Source organism: Enterobacter sp. ENT03 (genome assembly GCF_019218745.1).
Classification (GTDB): domain Bacteria; phylum Pseudomonadota; class Gammaproteobacteria; order Enterobacterales; family Enterobacteriaceae; genus Enterobacter_D.
Genome location: NZ_JAHUXA010000003.1, coordinates 116,975 through 135,900, shown reverse-complemented (window position 1 = coordinate 135,900; position 18,926 = coordinate 116,975). Strand labels below are relative to the sequence as shown.

Below are 18,926 nucleotides of genomic sequence, written 5' to 3'. Positions count from 1 at the left end.
ATCGCTGAACAGCCGATAAGTTGTTATGAACCAGATTTAAGTTCCTGAATCTCACTCTGAAGCTTTTCAATCAGCCCGGACTGGTGCTGAATAGCCATAGTCAGTTTCATCAGCATGGCATCATGATCCAGATAAAATGCGTTATAGGGGTTGATGCCATCATAGGAATCATCAAGACCATGCCCGTCTACACACTCGGGGCTAATCTCTACGAGGTCATTCGCGATAATCCCGAGTTTAGTATCCGACTCGGGGATCAGCTCACCGCGAGCTTTGAACCTGTAGGTCGCCGGACGCCATTGCATTACCTGTTCATAGGCGGCGATATTGTCCGAGTCGTCCTGGTAAACAACCTCTTTTTTTAGTCGCTTATCAGAAACGGATGACGTGTTGACGCTGCCTATCAGGGTCTGATCGATGTAAAGCAGGGTCCCGCCTGAGAAGTCGAAGTTAAAGCAATTCGGGCGGGAGACGCCGGTCAACCCGGCGCGACACACAATCCCGCCCTCGACCCTTAATCTGGCTATGCCGCCTCCAGCCTGCAACGCCATTACGCCTGCCGAGGCTTCGATGAATCGCGATGTGTAAGTCGCGGCGTTCCCGTAATAAAATGCAACATTGGGAAGTGATGAGGCGTAAAGATCAAGGCTGCCGGCACCAATAAATGACCGTGGACCGGTTAAATCCCCCGATACAGGCGTGACAGTCGTGCCACCCTTAATAACGCCACCGGTCTTGCCATCGATGGTATTAAATCGCGAGTCATCCCCGGCAGCAACAGTGCCTGCTGTGGTGCCATATCCTAAACCGAGGTTTGAGCGAGCGCCTGCGGCGTCATTTGCGCCGGTACCGCCGTCTTTAACCGCCAGCGCGCCATTGCTTCCTTTTTGCAATAGCTTACCCACCGCAGGAATAGTGATGCTCTGGCCGTTGATGGTGACTGTGACACTCTGATTTGCGCTCGTACTGGCAAAAGCCTCCCATGCGCCGATGTTCTCATCATATTCATTAATGAGGAGTGAGATGCTTTGAGCCAGTCCATCAACCGAAAGGCTGTCTGTGACCAGAATAGCGTACTTCTGACCAGAAACTGCCGGTGCCGCTGCCGGAGTAACGGTCAGGGATGTGGCGCTGTTGATTGCCGTTATCTGAACGAGCTGCACGGGGTTGGATGCAATCAGCAGCGTCTGCCCGATACGGATCTGGCTGGCTGGCGCAGTGAAGCTGGTCCCGTTACCTGTAACCGTATTCCCGCTGAATGAAATCGTACCTGCGTTATAAATCATGTTTTTCTCCGGGCAATAAAAAACCCGCCGAGGCGGGCTTGTGAATTGGACTTGTATTATTTGCAGTTGGTGTTCGTAAAGTTAGAAAGATTAACCCACTGCCAGTTAAATGGATAACCTGCCTTCAAAAGCGTCTGACCATTTTGCTTGCGCACTCCGTAGATATTAACGCTATATTCCTGGCCGCCGGTTATAGCGGTGGACTGACAAATCGGTTTTTGTGAAGGCAAGGAGCCAGCACAGGCGGATAGCAGAAAAGGAATGGCGATAATGATTTTTTTAAACATGTGCAGCTACCTTATATAAATAATAAAGGACGCTACCAGCTGATTTTGAATAAATGAAACGCATAAATCAGATCGTTTATCGATTATTGATCGACTAAATCTATAAACTACTCATAGCGTGACACATCGATAGCTCTCACAGCTGTCTTCATATCTAAGGGGGTGCCGAGCTGGCCGCCAGCAGGCACAGTTGATCCCATAATACCCGTGATTACAGTATTAGAACCATTGTATCTCGCCGTAAAACCTACCCCTATCTGAAATGGCCGCTGCTGAATGACCCCAACATAGAATCCTGCCACCTCCGGAATTATTGCCCACTTTCCGGCCCTTGTGCTGGTCAGGTTCATCCCTGAACTGGAACCACCTTTTGTCCCAATATTAACCACATCGGTAAGAACCTTTGTTTCACTTGTTAAAATACATTTTCCGTTCTTATTCCATATTGCCACACCCCATGCAGGAAGGGGCTGAGCGCGGGTGGTAAAGACATAGCATGTGAAAGAAAATGGAGAGGAATTAGAGTCATTTGTTTGCGCAGTAACGTTCAGTATTGAGCCGTTAATTCCATAGGTAAAGTAAGCATCTCCGGTTGCCAGGCAAAACGGCAATACTACATCGTCGGTGTTAACGGGTATTGATTGCGTAACCGTCCTGCTTCCGGATGCTGTGTATATACCCTGAAGAGAGATAGGCGTTGATTCATCAGTAATAAATGCCGTACCGTCATCAGCGGTAATAAGCGCCCCCCAGTTCATTATACTTTCCTCAGATAAAGAACAATAATAGCGGCCTGAGCTGACTCAGTTCCCGCGCCGAAACTCGATTGCGCGGCCTGACCAACAGTAATCGTACCGCCATTAATCGTTATCGAACGCCTGACCTGTGTATAACCAAAGCTGACAGGGGCCTGAATATAGTCCAGTACATAACCAGCAGGAACCGTGTAAGACGCCGATCCGCTGACCTGCTCAAAGGTGACCGACAACCGGCCGACTACGGTTACCGGCACCAGACCGTAGTTATTGGGCTTCCCGCTGGCATCCCACGTCTGAAACCCCCACGCCATTAAAATACCCCCGTAATTTTACCGAACTGGCAGCGCAGTCGACCGTTTTCATCCCTGACGCTGATTGTGACGTTTGTCTGCTTCATAGCACCAGTGCCGTCCGTTCCGTAATTCTCCCAGGTGCCGCCCTTATCAAGTCTCCAGCCAGCAGAACCAGCCACATAGTTACTAGACTGAATGAAGTTACCTATCTTGGCATTGGATATAGTACCGTCCTGGATGAAGGTATCCCTGATGAAGGTCTGCCCGTTCTGGATGACAAAAGGCAGCGACACTACCCCGCCAGCCTGGCTCATAACGGCGAAACGGTCAGACAGGATGATCACCTGGGACTGCATGCCTGAAGGGGTGTTCTGAACCCCGATCCCCATCCCGGCAGCGTACTGGACGCCGTTGGAGTCGACGCCAACCTTGATGCTGTACATCGCATTCAGATTACCTGACAGATCAGCCGTAGCCTGAGCATTTTGCGTAATCGCTGCTGTCTGCCCGTTTACAGTCACCGTCAGCGAATTAATCTTCGTTGCGGATGCCTGAGTGAAGTTGGCCAGCGTTTCGGTCAGGTCAGTGGCATTGGCGACATTACCGGCAGCAGAAGAATCAAGGGTGACAAGCGCCCGCGCCACCGACTCACTGGTGCTGGCAATTGTGGTATCAATCCGGTCAATTTTTGCGACATTGCCATTATTGGTGGCAGTCTGGGAGCGACGCGCCGTCACCTGCGCCAGGCTGTTTCGGATCACGGCAATTGATGAGTTTTTGACGCCGCCAGTCATGCCGTCCATCGATACGCTGATATTGTCGATCCGCTGACCGAGCGCTGCGTCAGCCGTAGCCACAGACTGTGACAGCTGAGTGACGCTCGATGTCACGCCATCCACCTTCGTGTCAAGAGACGAAACTGACTGCTCCAGCTGGCCAGTCTTCTCAGCGTTTTGCGCAATTAACGTTGCCTGATTCGCTAAATCATCGGCATTTTGCTGAATATCTGTCACCATTCCGGCAATCGTTTCATTGCTCTCTACGGCGTTCTCAATCAGTTCCTTAAGTACTTCCGAGTCCTTCATATCATTCAGAATGTCATCGGTGATGGCACTGACATCAATGGAAGAGGTACCCATGACCCATGCCGTCCAGTCGCCGACATTCCCGATACGGTCTACGAGTCGCGCCCTGTACCATTGTCGTACTCCGGCAGGCATAGGACCGTGCTGGTAACTGACTGCCGGGTATGGCACCAGCGCCAGCAGCTCAGGGTTGGCTTTGTCGTCCGTCGTGGCGCGTTGCAGCTCGGTATATGCCGTGTCTCCCGATCCATCCGGGAAGGACCACGTTACATCTATCGCCCACACAACATCATCTGTTGCCATCAGATTCTGCGGTGTGCCGGGCTTCCCGGTCTTACCGGTCAGATAAGTGGTGTCAGCGTAGCCCCATGGAGATGATGACTCCTGCGCATTCATGGCGCGAACCCGCACATCGTAGCTGCCGGTATAAATACCCTGAATTGAAAAGCCCTGCGCACTGGTGACGGCGACGTTGATCCAGTCCCCGTTATCCTTGCGCCACTGGGCCATATAGCGAATAGCGCCGACAACCTTGTCCCAGGTGACGTTCATCGTGGCGACATTCAGCCCCTGGGCCACATGGTCCACCTCAGTGATGATGATGTTTTTCGGCGCGGGTATTACACTGATCGGGGTGACCGTGATCGGCGCCGGGTCGATGCGCACACCGTCATCGATGTAGCGGTATTTGTTCGGGTCGTGCTGTACGGCAGTAATGGTAAAGCCGCCGTTACTGTCATCATTCGCACTGACAGAGGTCACGCGGAAATACTGAATCGCCAGGCTGTCGCTGTCGATGGCCCAGACAGCCCCCACCGCCGGTGGCTGGCTGAATGAGGTATTAACAGTCACTGTTTTCTTGTCACTGCTGACAGCGCCAATGGTACGTGTCTGCGCCGTACCGTCAGGAAGGTTAACCACCAGACGATCACCTGCCGCGTATTCAACGGCCCGGTCAAGGGTGATGTTTCGTCCATTCACCGCGCTGATGCGCCCGCCGTTCTGTTTTCCAGCGCGGAACGGATCAGCCACGCCGATGATCTCCGCCGGTAACGGAATGTAGCCATCCAGCCCCACTCCGAAAGAAATAGTACCGTCACGCGCGTTCGACAGAATTGCCCAGCGGCCCCGGCGGTGCGCTTCACTCTGTGACGTGCAGCCAATCGCAGTAAGTGACATCTGGTTGACGTTGTAACGCTCTACCAGTTGTTCGTCATAAACACCTTCAACGGTATCGCTGTAATGATTCTGCGGATCTGACCAGGACACCAGTGCAGATGAATAGCGGTTCTTATAACTGCCGCTACCGTAGGTGAAAAGACCGTCAGTCACATTTGATGCGTGGTAAACAAAATCCACATCGTCCTGCGGCACATCCGCGCGCACGAATATCTGATCGTTGCCCCAGAAGGTTATCCCGCGGAACACAGCGGCCAGATCGCTCAGTACGGTATATGCATCCTGCTGGCTCTGGATGAACACGTTACAGGTGAAGCGAGGTTCTGTGCCGCCAGCACCATTCGACACCTTCTCATCGCAATACTGAGAAATGGCATAAAGTGCCCACTTATCAATCATGCTGGCATCAACGCGGTTACCCATGCCGTAAATTTCATCCAGCACCAGATCATAGAAAATCCACGCCGGGTTGTTGGTGTAGGCCAGCTTAAAACCGCCAGACCACGTCCCGCTGTAGGTGCGGGTCACCGGATCGTAAGTGTCCGGAACGCGGATTAATTTGCCCTTCGGCCTGCACGTTACTTTCGGTGCGCCGCCGGAAAACTGGCTGCTGTCGACCTCGATATAAAGCAGGGCACTGTTCGGATAACGAAGCTTGCTGTCGATCACTTCAGCAAAAGAGAATACCTTGAAACCGTTCACCAGTTTGGAAGACGTGGAATCTGCTGTAATGCGGCGTACCCTGATTGACCATCCCGTGGTTGCCTCCGGGAGGTCGATACGGTGATCGCGCTGATATTCAGATGTGGTTTTACCGTCAAATTTCCCGTCTACTACGGTGCGCCATGCAGCGCCATCCGTCGACAGGTCAATGGCGTACTGAGTGACGGTGCCGACCATATCGCCATTGTCTTTGTACATGTACTGCGCGGGGAGACTGAGTTTGATTCGCACAGCATCAAGCGTCAGATTGCTGAATTGTCGGGTCCATGGCACGGTGGTGGTCACCGCCACGTTAGCTGACAGCTCGTTATCCACCTCCGGCAGTCCCTGGATATAAGGCTGGTCCTGTGTGCCCTTGCGATATTCCCATTTGACGCCGGTGAAGTTATAGCTGCCGTCGTCGTTTGCCAGCGCCGTATCGTTCAGGTAAATCTTTTGCGCGGTCAGGTCGCCCTGAATCTCACCCTCAGACAGCACGACCAGCATTTTGAGTTTTGCATCCGACAGCAGATCGTCCGGCTGTTCAACTGGCGTATGCTGTTTACCGCCCCCGCCGCCCTTCCTGCCCTGAATGGTTTCGTTTTCCAGTAAACGCATATCTCACCTGTTGTTATTGCTGATCGCTGGAGAAAATTCCCGCACTGATAATGGCCCCGCCAATCTCACGCTCACCGAACAAAACCGGTACGGGGTAGCCCATTGCCACGGTGTTCACCGGCGCGCCGAATGCGTAGTTGGGTTTGTTATCCGTGCTGGAAGATGCGCCGACGTTGTATTTTGGTTGCGGGGTGAGCAGCTGAACCACACCGCCCAGCATCATGCTCAGACCCAGGCCAGTTAATGCCGTAGTGGTCGCCGTCGCGGCGGCTGCACTCATGCCAAGTGCGACAAGGCTGCCGCCTGCGGTAAAGTAAGCCGCCACCAGAGCAACGGCACCGATGACAATCTGCAATACGCCGCCGCGCTTTGAACCTTCGGTGATAGCCGTAATCCGGTACATCTCCGATCCATTAGTCATATCGAATTCATCAAGGCCGATGTTGTGCTTACCGTTGAAGAAGGCGAAGCGAATTCCATGCATATGCCCTTCTGACAGGTAGCGCTTAAAGCCCCGCACCTGGCTGCACATCGCGCGCAGCATTTCCGGCAGATCCACCACATCAAATTTGTGTACGCGCCCGAATTTCTTCGCCATGCGCCCGTCAAGGATCAATGTTTTCAGCATTTATCAGCTCCTTATGACGCACCACCCGAACGGTGCGGTCGCGGTAATATTTTCCGTATGGCACCCGGGCCGAAAGTTGCCCGGTGATATGATGCAGGATGAGATTGTCGCCGAGGTATACCGCGGCGTGATTGGTGACCTGCGCCTGTACGCGCATCATGATCATGTCGCCCGGTTGAATAGCCGTCGGGTCAACTTCGACAAAACCCTCAGCCTGCCAGTTATCGTCGTAGCGGTTTTCGCCCTGCTCCCACCATTCGTAAGGCACCGAGTAATTGCCCAGGGCAATGCCGTACTCACGCTGGTACCACTCACGAATAAGCAACCAGCAGTCAGCAAAGCCAAGCACCCAGCGCCGCCCGGTGTAATCCCGGTCTTCTCTTGGCGAGAGCGTGCAAAAATCACCGTCAGGCCATGACATGATCCCCCACTCCACGCCGGACCAGTCGCACTGGATACGGTCGTGCTCCGACGGCACCAGTTGCACTACGTCCGGATGCGAGTGAACGATCATGATGATTTCGCCCTGCTCCTGCGCCGCCAGTTTGTCTTCCGGTGCCAGGGTAAATGACTCAGTCGGATTTTCTGCAATGTTGCGACACGGAATGTAGTTCTGCGCCCGTCCGGACTGCACCACGACGCCACACGCTTCATTCGGATATTCCGCTGCTACATGATCAGCAATGGCTTTCATTAACTTTTTGCGCATGCTTATTTCCCCTGAAGGTTTGCCGCCGGGAATCCGCCGAACGATAACGGATTACCTTCCCCGAACCTGGCCTCACAGTCAGGCAGCCGGCCACCGCAGACGTCCAGCGCCGGATTGTTCGTTGGTGTTCCGTCTTTCAGGAAATACCGGTTTCCGGCGTAATCGCAGCCGTTGCCGGTTCGGTACCAGCCCCGCATGCACCAGGTGCAGACAGGCGTAATTTGCCGGGTGGGTAGTTGCAGGTTCTGAACATCGAAGGGTGAACACAATTCGAAATCCACCTGCATCCGCGTTTCTGCGGTTTTGGCGTTGACGTAAAACAGCTGCACCCGCTCATCTGCCGGGCTGGCGTTCGGGTTGCCCGCTGTCCAGTTTGCTGCATCGAGGTATTTCGCCAGGGTGGTGTGTATTTTCACCTTTGCTTTGACCATGTCGTCGTATTCCAGACACAGCGCGGTGACGTAGTTACCGATATTCGACACGGATAGCGTGGGCGTCGGCTGTGCGCCGGTGCTGGACAACTCCATGCCCTTTAGCTCATACGGGTACGGATCGTACTGCTGGCCCTGCCAGATGATGGCGGGAAGATTATCAGCGGCGAATGCAGCCCAGCCTGTGGATTCAATGTTGTGCGCGTGAAAGCGCAGCACGGTATCCATGCCAAAAGCGGTACCGTCAATCTCAATTAGCCGGATAAGCTGGCCCGGCTCCAGTTGCTGGATGTCACCTGAGAAACTCATATTAGGCCCATAAAAAAGCCACCCGGAGGTGGCTACTGATCGAATATCAGGATGTTGCTAAGTAACATCCCCGCGTATGTTGGTTATTCAGCTCGCCCATGTAGCCGCATGGGTGCATTCAGCAAATGAGGAATGGCTGATTACCCTTGCACAGCAATTTAAAGCTAAAAATGGATAAGGTAGAGCGCGTCAATTTCATCCGTTTCCCTTACCGGAGAGATATAAGAGAGAACGGTGACATCAATAATGGTGGTTTTGATCTGATTCAGTTCCCTGAAAAAATTAACGACATCCATGAGATTACAGATTACCCATGGTTTAAAGAATTTACTAAATGCGTAAATAAGACATCAGGTCTATTCATGACTCTGGGGTGCGCAATCGGCTACATAAATGACAGTTTATATGGCTATGTAGATTTTACGTGTCGGCCAGATACTACAGAGGCAATAAAGGAGGATTTGATTAATCTTGATGATCAATATTATTCCTATCTTTCACAGGCCATACCGGATGAGGAAACCCGCCTGCGGGCCATTCAATATGTTCAGGGCATTCTCCTTTGGCTTTCATCTCCTCTTGAAATCTACGGTGAATCTTACTCACAAGTAAACGTGACGTTCCGGGAGCGCGAGCAGGACGGTCTGAAGTGGGCATTTGATCACCTCTCTTATTTTCTGACAGAATATTACCCGGCTAAATTCAAGCCCGCCGAGTAGCCTTATTAAGCGGCAGCCATTTTTCGGCTGCCTGATTTACGGCGCGAAGGCCTGCTCAAACACAAACGATATTTCAACAAAACCACCGTTCGGGAATGTGGGACTGACAGAATCGGCTTTTACCCGATAGAGTTTTTTCTCCCCCCATGGATTCACCCACCAGAAAGATTTCGTGACATGGTTCAGGAGAAACTCCCGCACCGGCTTCATGGCAGATAATTTTCCGCTACACGTCAAATTCCATGTCTCGGCAGCCGTATTAATTCCGGCGCTGGCAACCTGTTTATAGCCATCACCAAATTGCGCCTGCAACGTGGCCACATTGGTTGTGCCACTTGCATCGGTGCGGACGCACCAGGTAAACGTATCGATTGCCATATGTTTTCCGAAATGAACCGGAATATCACGTCCGGCGATAAAGGATACCGCCTGGCGATATTTCTTTTCGCAGGCGATCAGTCAGGGTCTTCTGCACAATACCTTCAAGCTGTCTGGCGGTGCTGGCTGTGCTTGCGTTATTCACCTCGTCACGCGAATCACCCTGGGTGATAGAGACAGGGGCATTAATGTTGAACATCGTGCCACCACCACCCACTGCGCCCAGAGCCCGGACGCCGAGCGATCCATCAGATGCACGGGTAAGTGGCATGATAGCCTCCGGCCCGGCCTCGCCCATCAGACCAGCACCTTTGGCGAACGCAAACATGGTCGGGCTGCTTACGATGCTATTACTGAACTTGCTGAGATCTGTTGATTCATAAACGCCACCTTTAGCATTGAGCTTAATTCCCGCCGCGGCTGAGTTGTATGCTCCTGAGGGAGTCGAGCTGGCAGATGAAGCCCCGAAACTGAACAGGGAGCCAATTGAGCTAACAGCACTGGCTACTGCCATGTTAACCATTACCTGCTCAATCACCTTGAGCACACTGACACCCCAGTCTTTCCAGCTGGCCTTGTTGTCGTTAAGCATGTCGACAATATTGCTGCTGATCCCGGACATAGCGCTTTGCATGGCGCCTGCAGCCAGTGAAGCATAATTTGTGGAGTCATCAACCCAGTTAGCCAATCCGTCACGCGCGCCGGTTACCCAGTCTGTATTAAGCCGATCAATCTGCTGGTAGTAGCCTTCATATCCTTCCAGCCGCTGTGAAAGCGCCTTTTCAAGCTCGGCGGTATAGCGATCGTATTCTGCCTGGCTTTTAATGTCCCCACTCTGGTAACGCTGCTGAAGATCGGCCCGCTTTTCGTTGAACTCACGCTCCACATCCAGCCGTTCTCGCAGGCGCTCCCGCACTTTGTCGCCCTGCCCAGCTCCAATAATATCCGCATTTAACGAGGCTGCAGAGTTAGCATTTTCTCGCTGAAGATTAGCCACATATTCAGCGACCTTCAGGTTTTCCTCATTGGCCTTCTTCACTCCATTCAGGCGATCAACTTCTGTTGCCAGAAGTTCAAGGCGCTGGCGCTGCGTGTCGTTAAGCCCGGACAGTTTGCCATCGGCGATGTCGAACTGAAGCTTCTGCCGCTCGGTCACTTCGGCTGATTTTTTGCCGGTTGTGTCGATCAGCGAAATCTGGCGAAGGTAACTCAGCTCTGTGACTTTGAATGCGTTTTCGAGTTTTTTAGCACCAGCATCAGGGGTTGTTTTGCCGTTTGTTTCATTATTCCCAAGTGCAAATGATTTGCCATCAACCACGGTCGCTTTACCAGTTGGTGGCGCATTGACTTTATTATTCTGCTGGATTAGTTTTTCTCGCTGCGCTACGAGCTTTTTAACCTCATCATTTAGTGTTGCAACGCTATCATCACCCCCGGTTAACCAAGAAAAAAATGATTCACCTTGTGAGTAAATGCCTTTCCTGTTAGATAAATTATTTTGGAGGTAGCTTATACGTTCGTTTATCTGATCAATATTCGTTAGATCAACATTGCCTCCGAGCGCCGCAATGCGGTTAGAAGAATAGGCAGCTAACTTTCCCGTCTCGGCAGCAGCTTTCGCCATGAGTCCCGCCAACTCTGCTATTTCACTAACAAGGGACACTAATCCTTGTAATACTTTTGGATCGGTAAAAGTGGATTTTATTTTATCAAGAGAGTTACTTAAACCAGAGAGATCGACTTTAGCCAAGCCACTGGCAATTTCAATCTTTAGTCCTTTAACTTGCGATTCTATGTCTTGAAAAACCTCATTTACTTTAATCAAGTCATTGATTGATTCTGGTTTGGGCGCAACACCATAATCTTTAGCTTGCTGAATAAACGCTTTAAGTTTTTCATTATTGTTATCAAATAAGGGCAGCAACTTCGACAAGTCATTCCCTAAACTCTCAAGAATAGTTGTCTTTTCGGCGTTTGTTCCTACCTTACTTAGGGCTTCACCTATAGCCAAAAGTTGCTCGTCTGGAGCTGCCTTTGATAGCCTTTCCGCTGATAGCCCTAAAGCATTAAGTGCGTCTACAGCTTCGCCTGATTTATTAAGAACAGCATCACCAATTTTATCACCAATGTCCTTGAAAATATCGGCCATGTTATCGCCCGACACTCCGGCTTTTTCGGCGGCAAATTGCCAAGCCAATAATTCTTGAGTTGAAATGCGAAGGGATTTAGCCCATCGATCAGTTTCAGTAATTTGCTCAGACGTTGATTTTAATAAAGCAATCCCTGCCGCTCCAACTCCAATAGCAGCTGTTGCTGTTGCTGCACCTAATGTAGCAATGGAAGATCCAGCAGCCTTAACATCCTGCTCAACCTGTTTTCTCCACTTTGATGAAGAACGCTCCGCCTTGTCCATGCCAGCAACAAAACCACCAACTTTTGCTACGAGATCGATCGTCAAAGTTCCAAGTGATTTACCAGCCATGCTTGCTCCAAGAATAATAAACCCGCCTTAGCGGGTTCTATTTAACTATTTTCTTTAAGTCTTTCCATTAATTTACGACGAAACTCTTTGCGTAAATTTTCCGGTAGGTTGCCCTCCATCCTATCTAACGTTGGGCCGTTCATGAACAGTATTTCATTAACACTGCTTCTTCCATGTTTTTTCAATAGCATTAAAGATAATTTATCTATTGAATTTAAATCAAGATGTTGACCATCCCCAGCCTCTTGCAAGAAGAATTCACCAGTAATATTGTTGATTTGAGAATAATCTATATCAGGAACATCTTTTCTCTTTTTCAAAGCAGAAATCAAAACACCCGCTATAAATAACACTCCAGCTATCACTATTAGATTTTGCTGTTGCGCCAGCAAGCCAATGTTATTTACGCGTGTACCATCACCTACTGGAACACTTACGTCCATAAAGAATAAAGCGTACAATGCCAAGATCACTCCGCTTATTGACAATAGCCATCCAGCGTTTTTCATTTCGTGCCCTCTAAGATGTTTTTTAAAAGGGTAGCAGGAATAGCGGAATGACAAAACCATGATAATGTTAAATCCAGGTCTTCATAGCATCTTCCAGAGAAACCGCGGGCTCACCGATGTGAGGTGCAAAATCGCTTATACGAAACGGCGGATCATCTTTACCCCGGTTAACGTTAGCGAGCACGGAGGCGACCAGCGCTGCGCCCCATTCCATTCGCATCATCGGGTTCAGGTTGCCATACTGGTGGCGGTACTTCACCCACATCTGAAACTCACGGAAGCTCAATTGCTCCCGCGCCTCCGCTATTGTTCGTCCGCCGATCCCGTTGAGGACGAGCTCGCACCAGATTTCGTCTTCGCCGGTGAGGTCGGCTTTCCCAGATCGTTAACTTCCTGGATGGCCACCAGCAGAGCAATAGTCAGCGCACCGTCCAGCGCGCCGCGCTCCGGGTCTGCTTCGCCAGTAATATCCGCCGGAGTGAATACCGGCTTACCTTCTTCGTCACAGATTGATGCAGCGATGCGCCCGGCCACACCATCAAGACGCCCGTTAGCCGCCATCACGTCGGTCATGGCGGTGTGGTAACCCAGCGGGCGGATATAAACTGTTGCGGTAAAATCCTGATCTCCCTGCGTCCATGTGATCTCTTTTTCTACCGGGCGGCCGGTAAACGCACCCGCCTGTTTCAGTGAATCAATACTGAGTTTCATATCTTATCCTGTTAAATGTGAAACCTGGCGGGACGCATGCCCGCCGGTTATCAGCTGCCTGCCTGTACTTTCGGGATCCATACGGCAGAGCCGGAACGCTGGATAGAGGCAGAAGTGGAGACAACCGTATTGGCTGCAAAATCAAACGGGAAGTCGCTTACGTAGCCCTTGAACACAAACCAGGTGCGATCGTCCGGCAGAACCAGACCATCAACCGCCCCGGCGGTGCCGGATGCCGCCGCCGTCGGCGAAGATTCCCCGTCAGACCAGCCGATCGCAAATGTCAGTTCCTGGTCTTCTTCATCATCAGAAATGGACAGGTTGTAGAGCATGATGTGACTGGCGTTTTTAGGATCGGCATTAAGCGTTAGTGAAGCCTGGCCAGGCGTGCGCAGACCGCGCTTGTACGTGCGATCGTTCTTTTCAGAAAGACAGGTGTCTTCGATCTGATCGGCAGGGTTGCTGCCAGGTGAAAAAGCGGTGATGCATTCGACTTCACTCACTGCGCCTTTAGTAAGCACAAAGAGCTGCGTGCCTTGCGTTAATACAGACATGGGTTATCTCCGGTCATAAAAAAACCGGCTCAGGGCCGGCAGGTTAAAGCGGGAATGGTTATCGCGGAACTATCCAGTCAACGTCGAAGGAATAGCGGTAGCGTTTTGTTTCGGGGTCTTTCTCCTGCCCGCCCCAGCGCGTGATGTATGCGTGCGGCTCTATGGCATCACGCAGCGCAGCGGCGACGGCGATCACCTCATCCACCGTGTCGGCATAGGCATCCACCTGCAACGTGAATGCGTCAGCATCAGGCCGCTGCGCCAGGTAGTTCTCAGGGGAGCCGGTGACGTTCTGCCAGACCGCATAAGGATAAACGGGGGCGTCGTCCTGCATGCCGAATGGATACACACGTAACGGATCAGCGCCCAACAATGCCCTGACGCGCGGACTGGCAGCGCAAACGGCGAATACGGGCGCGATCATGGTGGAACTCCTTTTTTCTGCGCGCGCCTGATTGCCCGGTCGAGCGCCTTTTCGTATTCAGTGGCAAAGGTGTCTGTCACTTCATTAAGGTTGCTTTCAGCTGCCGGGCGCATAAAAGGCTGAGCACGCATCTTTTCGGTACCGAACTCAATCAGTCGCCAGTGCGGCGTCGGGGCGTTCTCGCTCAGATCAGGGTGATTTTTAAGTACGGCGCCATGCTGCACGCCGATCCTGAAGCCCAGATCGCCGGTGCGCCGGAACAGGCGACCATTCCAGCGCTGCGTCACGTTTGCGGCAATGCTGCGCCCGGTTACCGGATCATCAATACGGCTGGCATTCTCTTTGGCTTTTTCGACAATTACGTTGCCTGCGCGCCGCAGCGCCGCCCGGCCACCTTTACGCCGCAGATCATCACTGACTGCATCAAGTTTCCCGAGCAGGGATTCAAGCCCGGTAATGCTGAAGTCAATACCATCAGCCATCGTTAACCCCCCGCGAACACGGCAGCGTCAGGTATTCCCGGCCGCTTTTGTCGTCCTCGAGTACGCCATGAATGTTGTAGATGCGCCCCCGGTGAACAATGCGGTGTTTATCTGTGACATCCTCCCGCCAGCGAATGGTGATCCGTGTAGTCACCTCACTTTGTGCGGCCTGCGCGGCCACAAAATCGCGCGCAGATAAATCAACAACACTGGCCCACAATTCGGTGACATCAGCCCAGCCACTGGTGACGGACCCAGTGACAGGACTTTGTGTTTTCACGGGCTTCTGGAGCATGACGCGCCTGTTAAGCTTTCCGGCCTGCATGCTTACCCCCTGGGTTTACTGCTGAGATAAGTGTGCACCGGGGAGTCGATCGTGGTCGTTTCAATCTCCCCGACCATTGACTGGTAAATCATCGCCGCCAGGGCCTCGTTTGACTCCGCCAGCCGCATCATTGCCGCGGTCTGGGCCGCCATCGCTGCCAGCAGATCTTTGTGTTGTTGCTCGTTCATAGGCAATTTTCATCCACTTTTTAAGCCACTCCCGGCGGGCAGCACAACCTGCACAGGCCATCAGTTCCACCTCCGGTGCCTGATCAACAACGCCTCTACGCCCAGTGGCACTTCTGTCAGGTTTTGTGCCGCTGCTTCGCGGTTCGCGTACCAGTGACCGATAAGAAGAAGCATCGCCGCCCAGATACCGGAAGTGAAAAGAACCTCGCGGGGAGGTTCTTTTCCTTCCTGGGCAAGAGTCAGCGATTCCACCAGCGCGCCGTCACAGAAGTGCTCAACGTAATCGACAGCTGCCGACGCATAGGCAGCAATCAGATCGTCCTCACCATCACTGTCAACTTTCAGATGCGTCTTTATCTGCGCCATCTGCTCCGCGCTTATTTCCACCTTTACCCCCGGTTTTGACTTTTTCAGGCTGTTCAGGCTGTTCAGGCTGTTCAGGCTGTTCAGGCTGTTCAGGCTGTTCAGGCTGTTCAGGCTGTTCAGGCTGTTCAGGCTGTTCAGGCTGTTCAGGCTGTTCAGGCTGTTCAGGCTGTTCAGGCATGGTGTGTTTTTTCGTCGCCGGTTCAACCTCTTCGGCCAGATGCAATTTCACCAGCATCTCGCCAGTTTCTTTTTTCACAATCCGGGTTTCGCCCTGTGAAAAAGTGCCGAGGTGGTAGTGCGAGAACATACGGAGAGCTTTAATTTTCATAGCGTTTACGCGGCCATTACTGACCGCGCCCTTCTGTTATTCGCCGGAAGAAACCGCAATATCGCCAGTGACGATAGCCGCGGGACGGTAGTGCGCCAGCGCCAGTCGCTCTTCGCACAGGATGGTCAGCATGTTTTTCACAAAGTTATCGCGATCCTGGTTGCTGATTTCGATGGTGGCATCCATGCGGTCCCAGACCTGCGAGGCCAGGCCAAAGGCACCCACGGTGAATTTACCTGCAGCCTGCGCCGTGGTGGACACTACCGGCAGCCCCCAGAGCAACTTCGAGGCAAACGCCTGTGGGCCGCCAAGGATGTAATTGCCGTTCGCGTCCTTCAGCAGCGCGATGCGATGCCAGTCTGCCGGGTTGAGAACGATACCGTTGGCTTCAAACTCGCTGAGCGATACCTGATAAATAGCGTGTGCCAGCACGTCAGCGCCCGTATCACCGGAGGCGTTCAGCGCGGTTTCATACTCGTTGGCGACCACGTTCAGGCCCTGCAGGTTGTCGCCGGTGCCATCCCCGTTCAGCATCTGGTTTTCTTCCACCAGCGCCAGGCCATACATCATGCGGGAGTTGATATAGGACTCCAGAGCCGGAGCATCGTCCATAATCTGACGGGATGCCTGGATCCAGTGGGCGATCGTCTTCACGTTCGCCATTTCTTTGGTAAAGGTGATATTGCTTTCTGGTTTCAGGGTACCTTCCGCCACTGGCGCGGCAGCGTTGGTAAACACGTTCTCGCGAACATATTCCAGCGCGTTACTGGTGATACGCCCCTGCGCCAGCAGATCACGCACGGTCAGGCGGCGCAGGCCAGGCATGAGAATGCCCGGCTGCTGCTGCGGAAGAACGAGGGAGCCGGCAGAGTTCGCCCCCGATCCGATGGCCTTATCGAAGCTGGTCACTTTCGCTTTGGTACGCGAGCCGTCCCATCCCTTCATCAGGTCTTCGGATACCCGCTCGGCAAAAGATTTCTTCGCGGTCTGATCCGGGGCGTTGCCGGCCAGCTTCTGCTCAAGATCGAACAGGCGCGTACCGGTGGTTTTCAGTTCATCCTGCGCCTTAGTCAGGTCGGCCTGGAGTTGTTTGTTAATCTCACCATTTTCATTAATGGATTTACGCTGCTCATCGATCAGTTGCTTCACTTCTTTCTGTGAATTCTCGATCGCTTTTTCCAGTACAGATAATTCAGACATGTGGTGCTCCGTTATGCGTTCCGCAGATTAGCGGCAAATGAGGTTATGCGCTGTGCAAGCGCGTCAATGTCGCCGCTACCGGACTCGCTCCGGCCTGCGGACTTAACACTGGCGAGAAACGCCTGTGCTTCTGCGCGCGACAGCCCTGCTGACTCCCTCAGGAAGGCTTCCGCGTCACGAATGGTTTTGATTGTCTCAATGCTTTTCATGGCGGAGATGCCCGCCAGCTCGTTGGCGGGAAACGTACAGACGCTAATCTCCCGCAGGTAAGAGATGTTTTTAAAAATCAGGCCCGTGGTACCGACGCTGTAATCGTCTTTCGATACGGAGAAACCGACTGACATACCCTCAACCGTGCCGTGCTGCATGGCGGCTTTCAGATCGGATGAAACACTGAGGCCTGGCGTGAGCTGCCCTTTCACATACAGGCCTTTCTCATCCTCCTGGAGTGTTTCCCATTTGCCGACCGGGATCTCGAAGGTGCGGTGATTAAAGAACATCGCCACCTTGCGGCTCTGCGTGGCAAGCGTGTTCCTGAATGCACCCGGTAAAATGATGTCGCCATCAGAGTCTGTGTTGTTAAACACGGAGGCGTAGCCTTCAAAAATGCCCTGGCTGCCATCGCCTGCGAATTTGATCTCTGCCTGGTTAAAGGACAGGGTTTTCTGGATGTCCGGCATTGAAGCCCCCATAAAAATTAAGCCCCTTCAGTGAGGGGCTTAGTGTTGGTTCCGAGATCTGTAATCGGGATGTTCTGCGACTGGCGCGTCGCCACATCGCCACCGGGAAGGGGCGGCAGGTTATCCAGCCGTCGCACTTCATTAACGGTACGGATCCCGGTATTAACCATGATCTGCATAAAGGATGCCCGGCTTGTAGAATCGCCGCGCAACAGCCCGTCAAGATTATGTTCGGCGTGGATACTACCCTGCTCTGTTTCTTTAACCAGCCAGCGCTCAATGCTGTATTCCCAGCGATCGAGATAAGGTTTAAGGGTGTACTGGAGAAAGCCGAGGTTTTGCTGCTCGATACCGGATCCCCATGAGGTGGTTTTATCAACATCACCGACCAGGTGCGGTGGCACGCCGTAGAACCGGGCCAGTTCGGCAACCTGAAATTTACGCGCTGCCAGTATTTCCGAGTCCTGAGGCGAAACCCCAATAGCCTGTGTCGTAAACCCACTCTCCAAGATCCACAGGCGCTTTTTAACCGGGCCGCCAGCAATCTCTTTGAAGTTTTCTTCCAGCTGACCGCGCTGCTCTTTGGTCAGTACCTTGCCGTCAGTCATGAGGATCTGCGGAGACTTCGCGCCGTTCGCGAAAAACTCCCGCTGATTATCCTCCATGGCAATGGCAACACCGGCAGACTTCGCGCTGAACGCCAGCGGGGACAGGCCGGTAAGTCCGTTGAAGCCAAATCCCTTGAGATGGAAGATTTCTTTCTGTGAAAAGTCGGCGTATTCCGTGTCACGGCGGTAGCGGTAGATAATGGATTTACTGTTCTCGCTGAGCCGGACCTCCATATTGGCGCTCATCAGCGGAACCATGCTGATAACGTCGCCGACGCTGTTTCGCTCCACATGTGCGTAGGCGTTGCCGTAGGCGCAAAGCTGCATGGTCATGGCTTCGCGAAACTCCAGCGCAGTCATGAAATTGTTAGGCCGGAATCGCAGCAGCTTTGCGAGAGGGTGAGTACCCGGCACTTTGCTGCGCTGATCATCTTTGGTCTGGTAGACATCAAGGGGTAACGATGCGGTGACGGTGGAGATAAGCCTGATACAGGCCCACACCGTACTGATTTGCATATTACGCTCGTCAGTCACCACAGAGTCACCAACCACACCGTGCGCAGATGTTCCCGCCATCTGTGAGCCTTTATCCGGAGTCACCAGTCGGCCGCCGGTCAGGATGGAAGCCATGCGCGCCCAGAATGGCGATCGCGTTCGCAGGTCAATGCTGTAATCGGTATCAGCCAT

At 52.7% G+C, this 18,926-nt stretch carries 23 protein-coding genes; 1 reads left to right on the top strand and 22 read right to left on the bottom strand.

Annotated features, from left to right (window positions below):
* Positions 1-23: 23 nt before the first annotated feature.
* The 8 genes from KW828_RS07360 to KW828_RS07325 form a co-directional block, all read right to left on the bottom strand.
* Positions 24-1,286, bottom strand: a complete 1,263-nt coding sequence (locus KW828_RS07360; RefSeq protein ID WP_218335773.1) for a tail fiber domain-containing protein — start codon at positions 1,284-1,286, stop codon at positions 24-26.
* 56 nt (positions 1,287-1,342) lie between these two features.
* A complete protein-coding gene (locus KW828_RS07355) occupies positions 1,343-1,573 on the bottom strand; it encodes a cor protein (RefSeq protein ID WP_218335772.1) in 231 nt (76 codons plus the stop codon).
* Positions 1,574-1,680: 107 nt separating this feature from the next.
* Positions 1,681-2,331 carry a hypothetical protein gene (locus KW828_RS07350; RefSeq protein WP_218335771.1) on the bottom strand — a complete coding sequence of 217 codons (651 nt, stop codon included), beginning with the start codon at positions 2,329-2,331 and terminating at the stop codon, positions 1,681-1,683.
* Positions 2,331-2,642, bottom strand: coding sequence for a hypothetical protein (locus KW828_RS07345; RefSeq protein ID WP_218335628.1), 312 nt, complete (start codon positions 2,640-2,642; stop codon positions 2,331-2,333). The genes KW828_RS07350 and KW828_RS07345 overlap by 1 nt, the downstream gene beginning before the upstream one ends.
* The gene (locus KW828_RS07340) at positions 2,642-6,208 is read right to left on the bottom strand and encodes a host specificity protein J (protein WP_218335770.1); all 3,567 of its coding nucleotides are present in this window, start codon (positions 6,206-6,208) and stop codon (positions 2,642-2,644) included. Before KW828_RS07340 ends, KW828_RS07345 begins: the two co-directional genes overlap by 1 nt.
* Positions 6,209-6,221: 13 nt before the next feature.
* Positions 6,222-6,836: a tail assembly protein gene (locus tag KW828_RS07335; RefSeq protein ID WP_218335769.1), complete on the bottom strand. Its 615-nt coding sequence runs from the start codon at positions 6,834-6,836 to the stop codon at positions 6,222-6,224.
* Positions 6,814-7,545 (bottom strand): C40 family peptidase, encoded by a 732-nt coding sequence (locus KW828_RS07330; protein ID WP_218335768.1) that lies wholly within the window; start codon positions 7,543-7,545, stop codon positions 6,814-6,816. Before KW828_RS07330 ends, KW828_RS07335 begins: the two co-directional genes overlap by 23 nt.
* A 2-nt stretch (positions 7,546-7,547) precedes the next feature.
* Complete coding sequence (locus tag KW828_RS07325) at positions 7,548-8,285, bottom strand: phage minor tail protein L (protein WP_218335767.1); 738 nt, start codon at positions 8,283-8,285, stop codon at positions 7,548-7,550.
* 170 nt (positions 8,286-8,455) lie between these two features.
* Between KW828_RS07325 and KW828_RS07320 the strand changes: the two genes are divergently transcribed.
* Positions 8,456-9,004 (top strand): hypothetical protein, encoded by a 549-nt coding sequence (locus KW828_RS07320; protein WP_218335766.1) that lies wholly within the window; start codon positions 8,456-8,458, stop codon positions 9,002-9,004.
* Between the two features lie 36 nt (positions 9,005-9,040).
* Here the strand turns inward: KW828_RS07320 and KW828_RS07315 are convergent, their stop codons facing one another.
* The 14 genes from KW828_RS07315 to KW828_RS07250 all read right to left on the bottom strand — a co-directional run bounded on the left by KW828_RS07315 (position 9,041) and on the right by KW828_RS07250 (position 18,926).
* Entirely contained in the window at positions 9,041-9,382 is a 342-nt protein-coding gene (locus KW828_RS07315) for a phage tail protein (RefSeq protein WP_218335765.1), read from the bottom strand.
* 25 nt (positions 9,383-9,407) lie between these two features.
* Entirely contained in the window at positions 9,408-11,864 is a 2,457-nt protein-coding gene (locus tag KW828_RS07310) for a phage tail tape measure protein (RefSeq protein ID WP_256350068.1), read from the bottom strand.
* 41 nt (positions 11,865-11,905) lie between these two features.
* On the bottom strand, positions 11,906-12,373 hold the full coding sequence (locus KW828_RS07305) for an LPXTG cell wall anchor domain-containing protein (RefSeq protein WP_218335764.1): 468 nt from the start codon (positions 12,371-12,373) through the stop codon (positions 11,906-11,908).
* Between the two features lie 67 nt (positions 12,374-12,440).
* A complete protein-coding gene (locus tag KW828_RS07300; protein WP_256350067.1) occupies positions 12,441-12,659 on the bottom strand; it encodes a phage tail protein in 219 nt (72 codons plus the stop codon).
* Between the two features lie 17 nt (positions 12,660-12,676).
* The gene (locus KW828_RS07295) at positions 12,677-13,084 is read right to left on the bottom strand and encodes a phage tail assembly chaperone family protein, TAC (RefSeq protein ID WP_218335763.1); all 408 of its coding nucleotides are present in this window, start codon (positions 13,082-13,084) and stop codon (positions 12,677-12,679) included.
* Between the two features lie 50 nt (positions 13,085-13,134).
* Positions 13,135-13,638, bottom strand: a complete 504-nt coding sequence (locus KW828_RS07290) for a phage tail tube protein (RefSeq protein WP_218335762.1) — start codon at positions 13,636-13,638, stop codon at positions 13,135-13,137.
* A 58-nt stretch (positions 13,639-13,696) separates the two neighbouring features.
* A complete protein-coding gene (locus KW828_RS07285) occupies positions 13,697-14,062 on the bottom strand; it encodes a DUF3168 domain-containing protein (RefSeq protein WP_218335761.1) in 366 nt (121 codons plus the stop codon).
* Complete coding sequence (locus KW828_RS07280; RefSeq protein ID WP_218335760.1) at positions 14,059-14,544, bottom strand: HK97-gp10 family putative phage morphogenesis protein; 486 nt, start codon at positions 14,542-14,544, stop codon at positions 14,059-14,061. The genes KW828_RS07285 and KW828_RS07280 overlap by 4 nt, the downstream gene beginning before the upstream one ends.
* Positions 14,537-14,869, bottom strand: a complete 333-nt coding sequence (locus KW828_RS07275) for a phage head closure protein (RefSeq protein ID WP_218335759.1) — start codon at positions 14,867-14,869, stop codon at positions 14,537-14,539. Before KW828_RS07275 ends, KW828_RS07280 begins: the two co-directional genes overlap by 8 nt.
* A gap of 2 nt (positions 14,870-14,871) precedes the next feature.
* Positions 14,872-15,057 carry a hypothetical protein gene (locus tag KW828_RS07270; RefSeq protein WP_218335758.1) on the bottom strand — a complete coding sequence of 62 codons (186 nt, stop codon included), beginning with the start codon at positions 15,055-15,057 and terminating at the stop codon, positions 14,872-14,874.
* A 60-nt stretch (positions 15,058-15,117) separates the two neighbouring features.
* On the bottom strand, positions 15,118-15,627 hold the full coding sequence (locus tag KW828_RS21890; protein WP_256350065.1) for a head-tail connector protein: 510 nt from the start codon (positions 15,625-15,627) through the stop codon (positions 15,118-15,120).
* A 160-nt stretch (positions 15,628-15,787) separates the two neighbouring features.
* Complete coding sequence (locus KW828_RS07260; RefSeq protein ID WP_218335757.1) at positions 15,788-16,951, bottom strand: phage major capsid protein; 1,164 nt, start codon at positions 16,949-16,951, stop codon at positions 15,788-15,790.
* 11 nt (positions 16,952-16,962) lie between these two features.
* On the bottom strand, positions 16,963-17,631 hold the full coding sequence (locus KW828_RS07255) for an HK97 family phage prohead protease (RefSeq protein ID WP_218335908.1): 669 nt from the start codon (positions 17,629-17,631) through the stop codon (positions 16,963-16,965).
* A 17-nt stretch (positions 17,632-17,648) separates the two neighbouring features.
* Positions 17,649-18,926 (bottom strand): phage portal protein, encoded by a 1,278-nt coding sequence (locus KW828_RS07250; RefSeq protein WP_218335756.1) that lies wholly within the window; start codon positions 18,924-18,926, stop codon positions 17,649-17,651.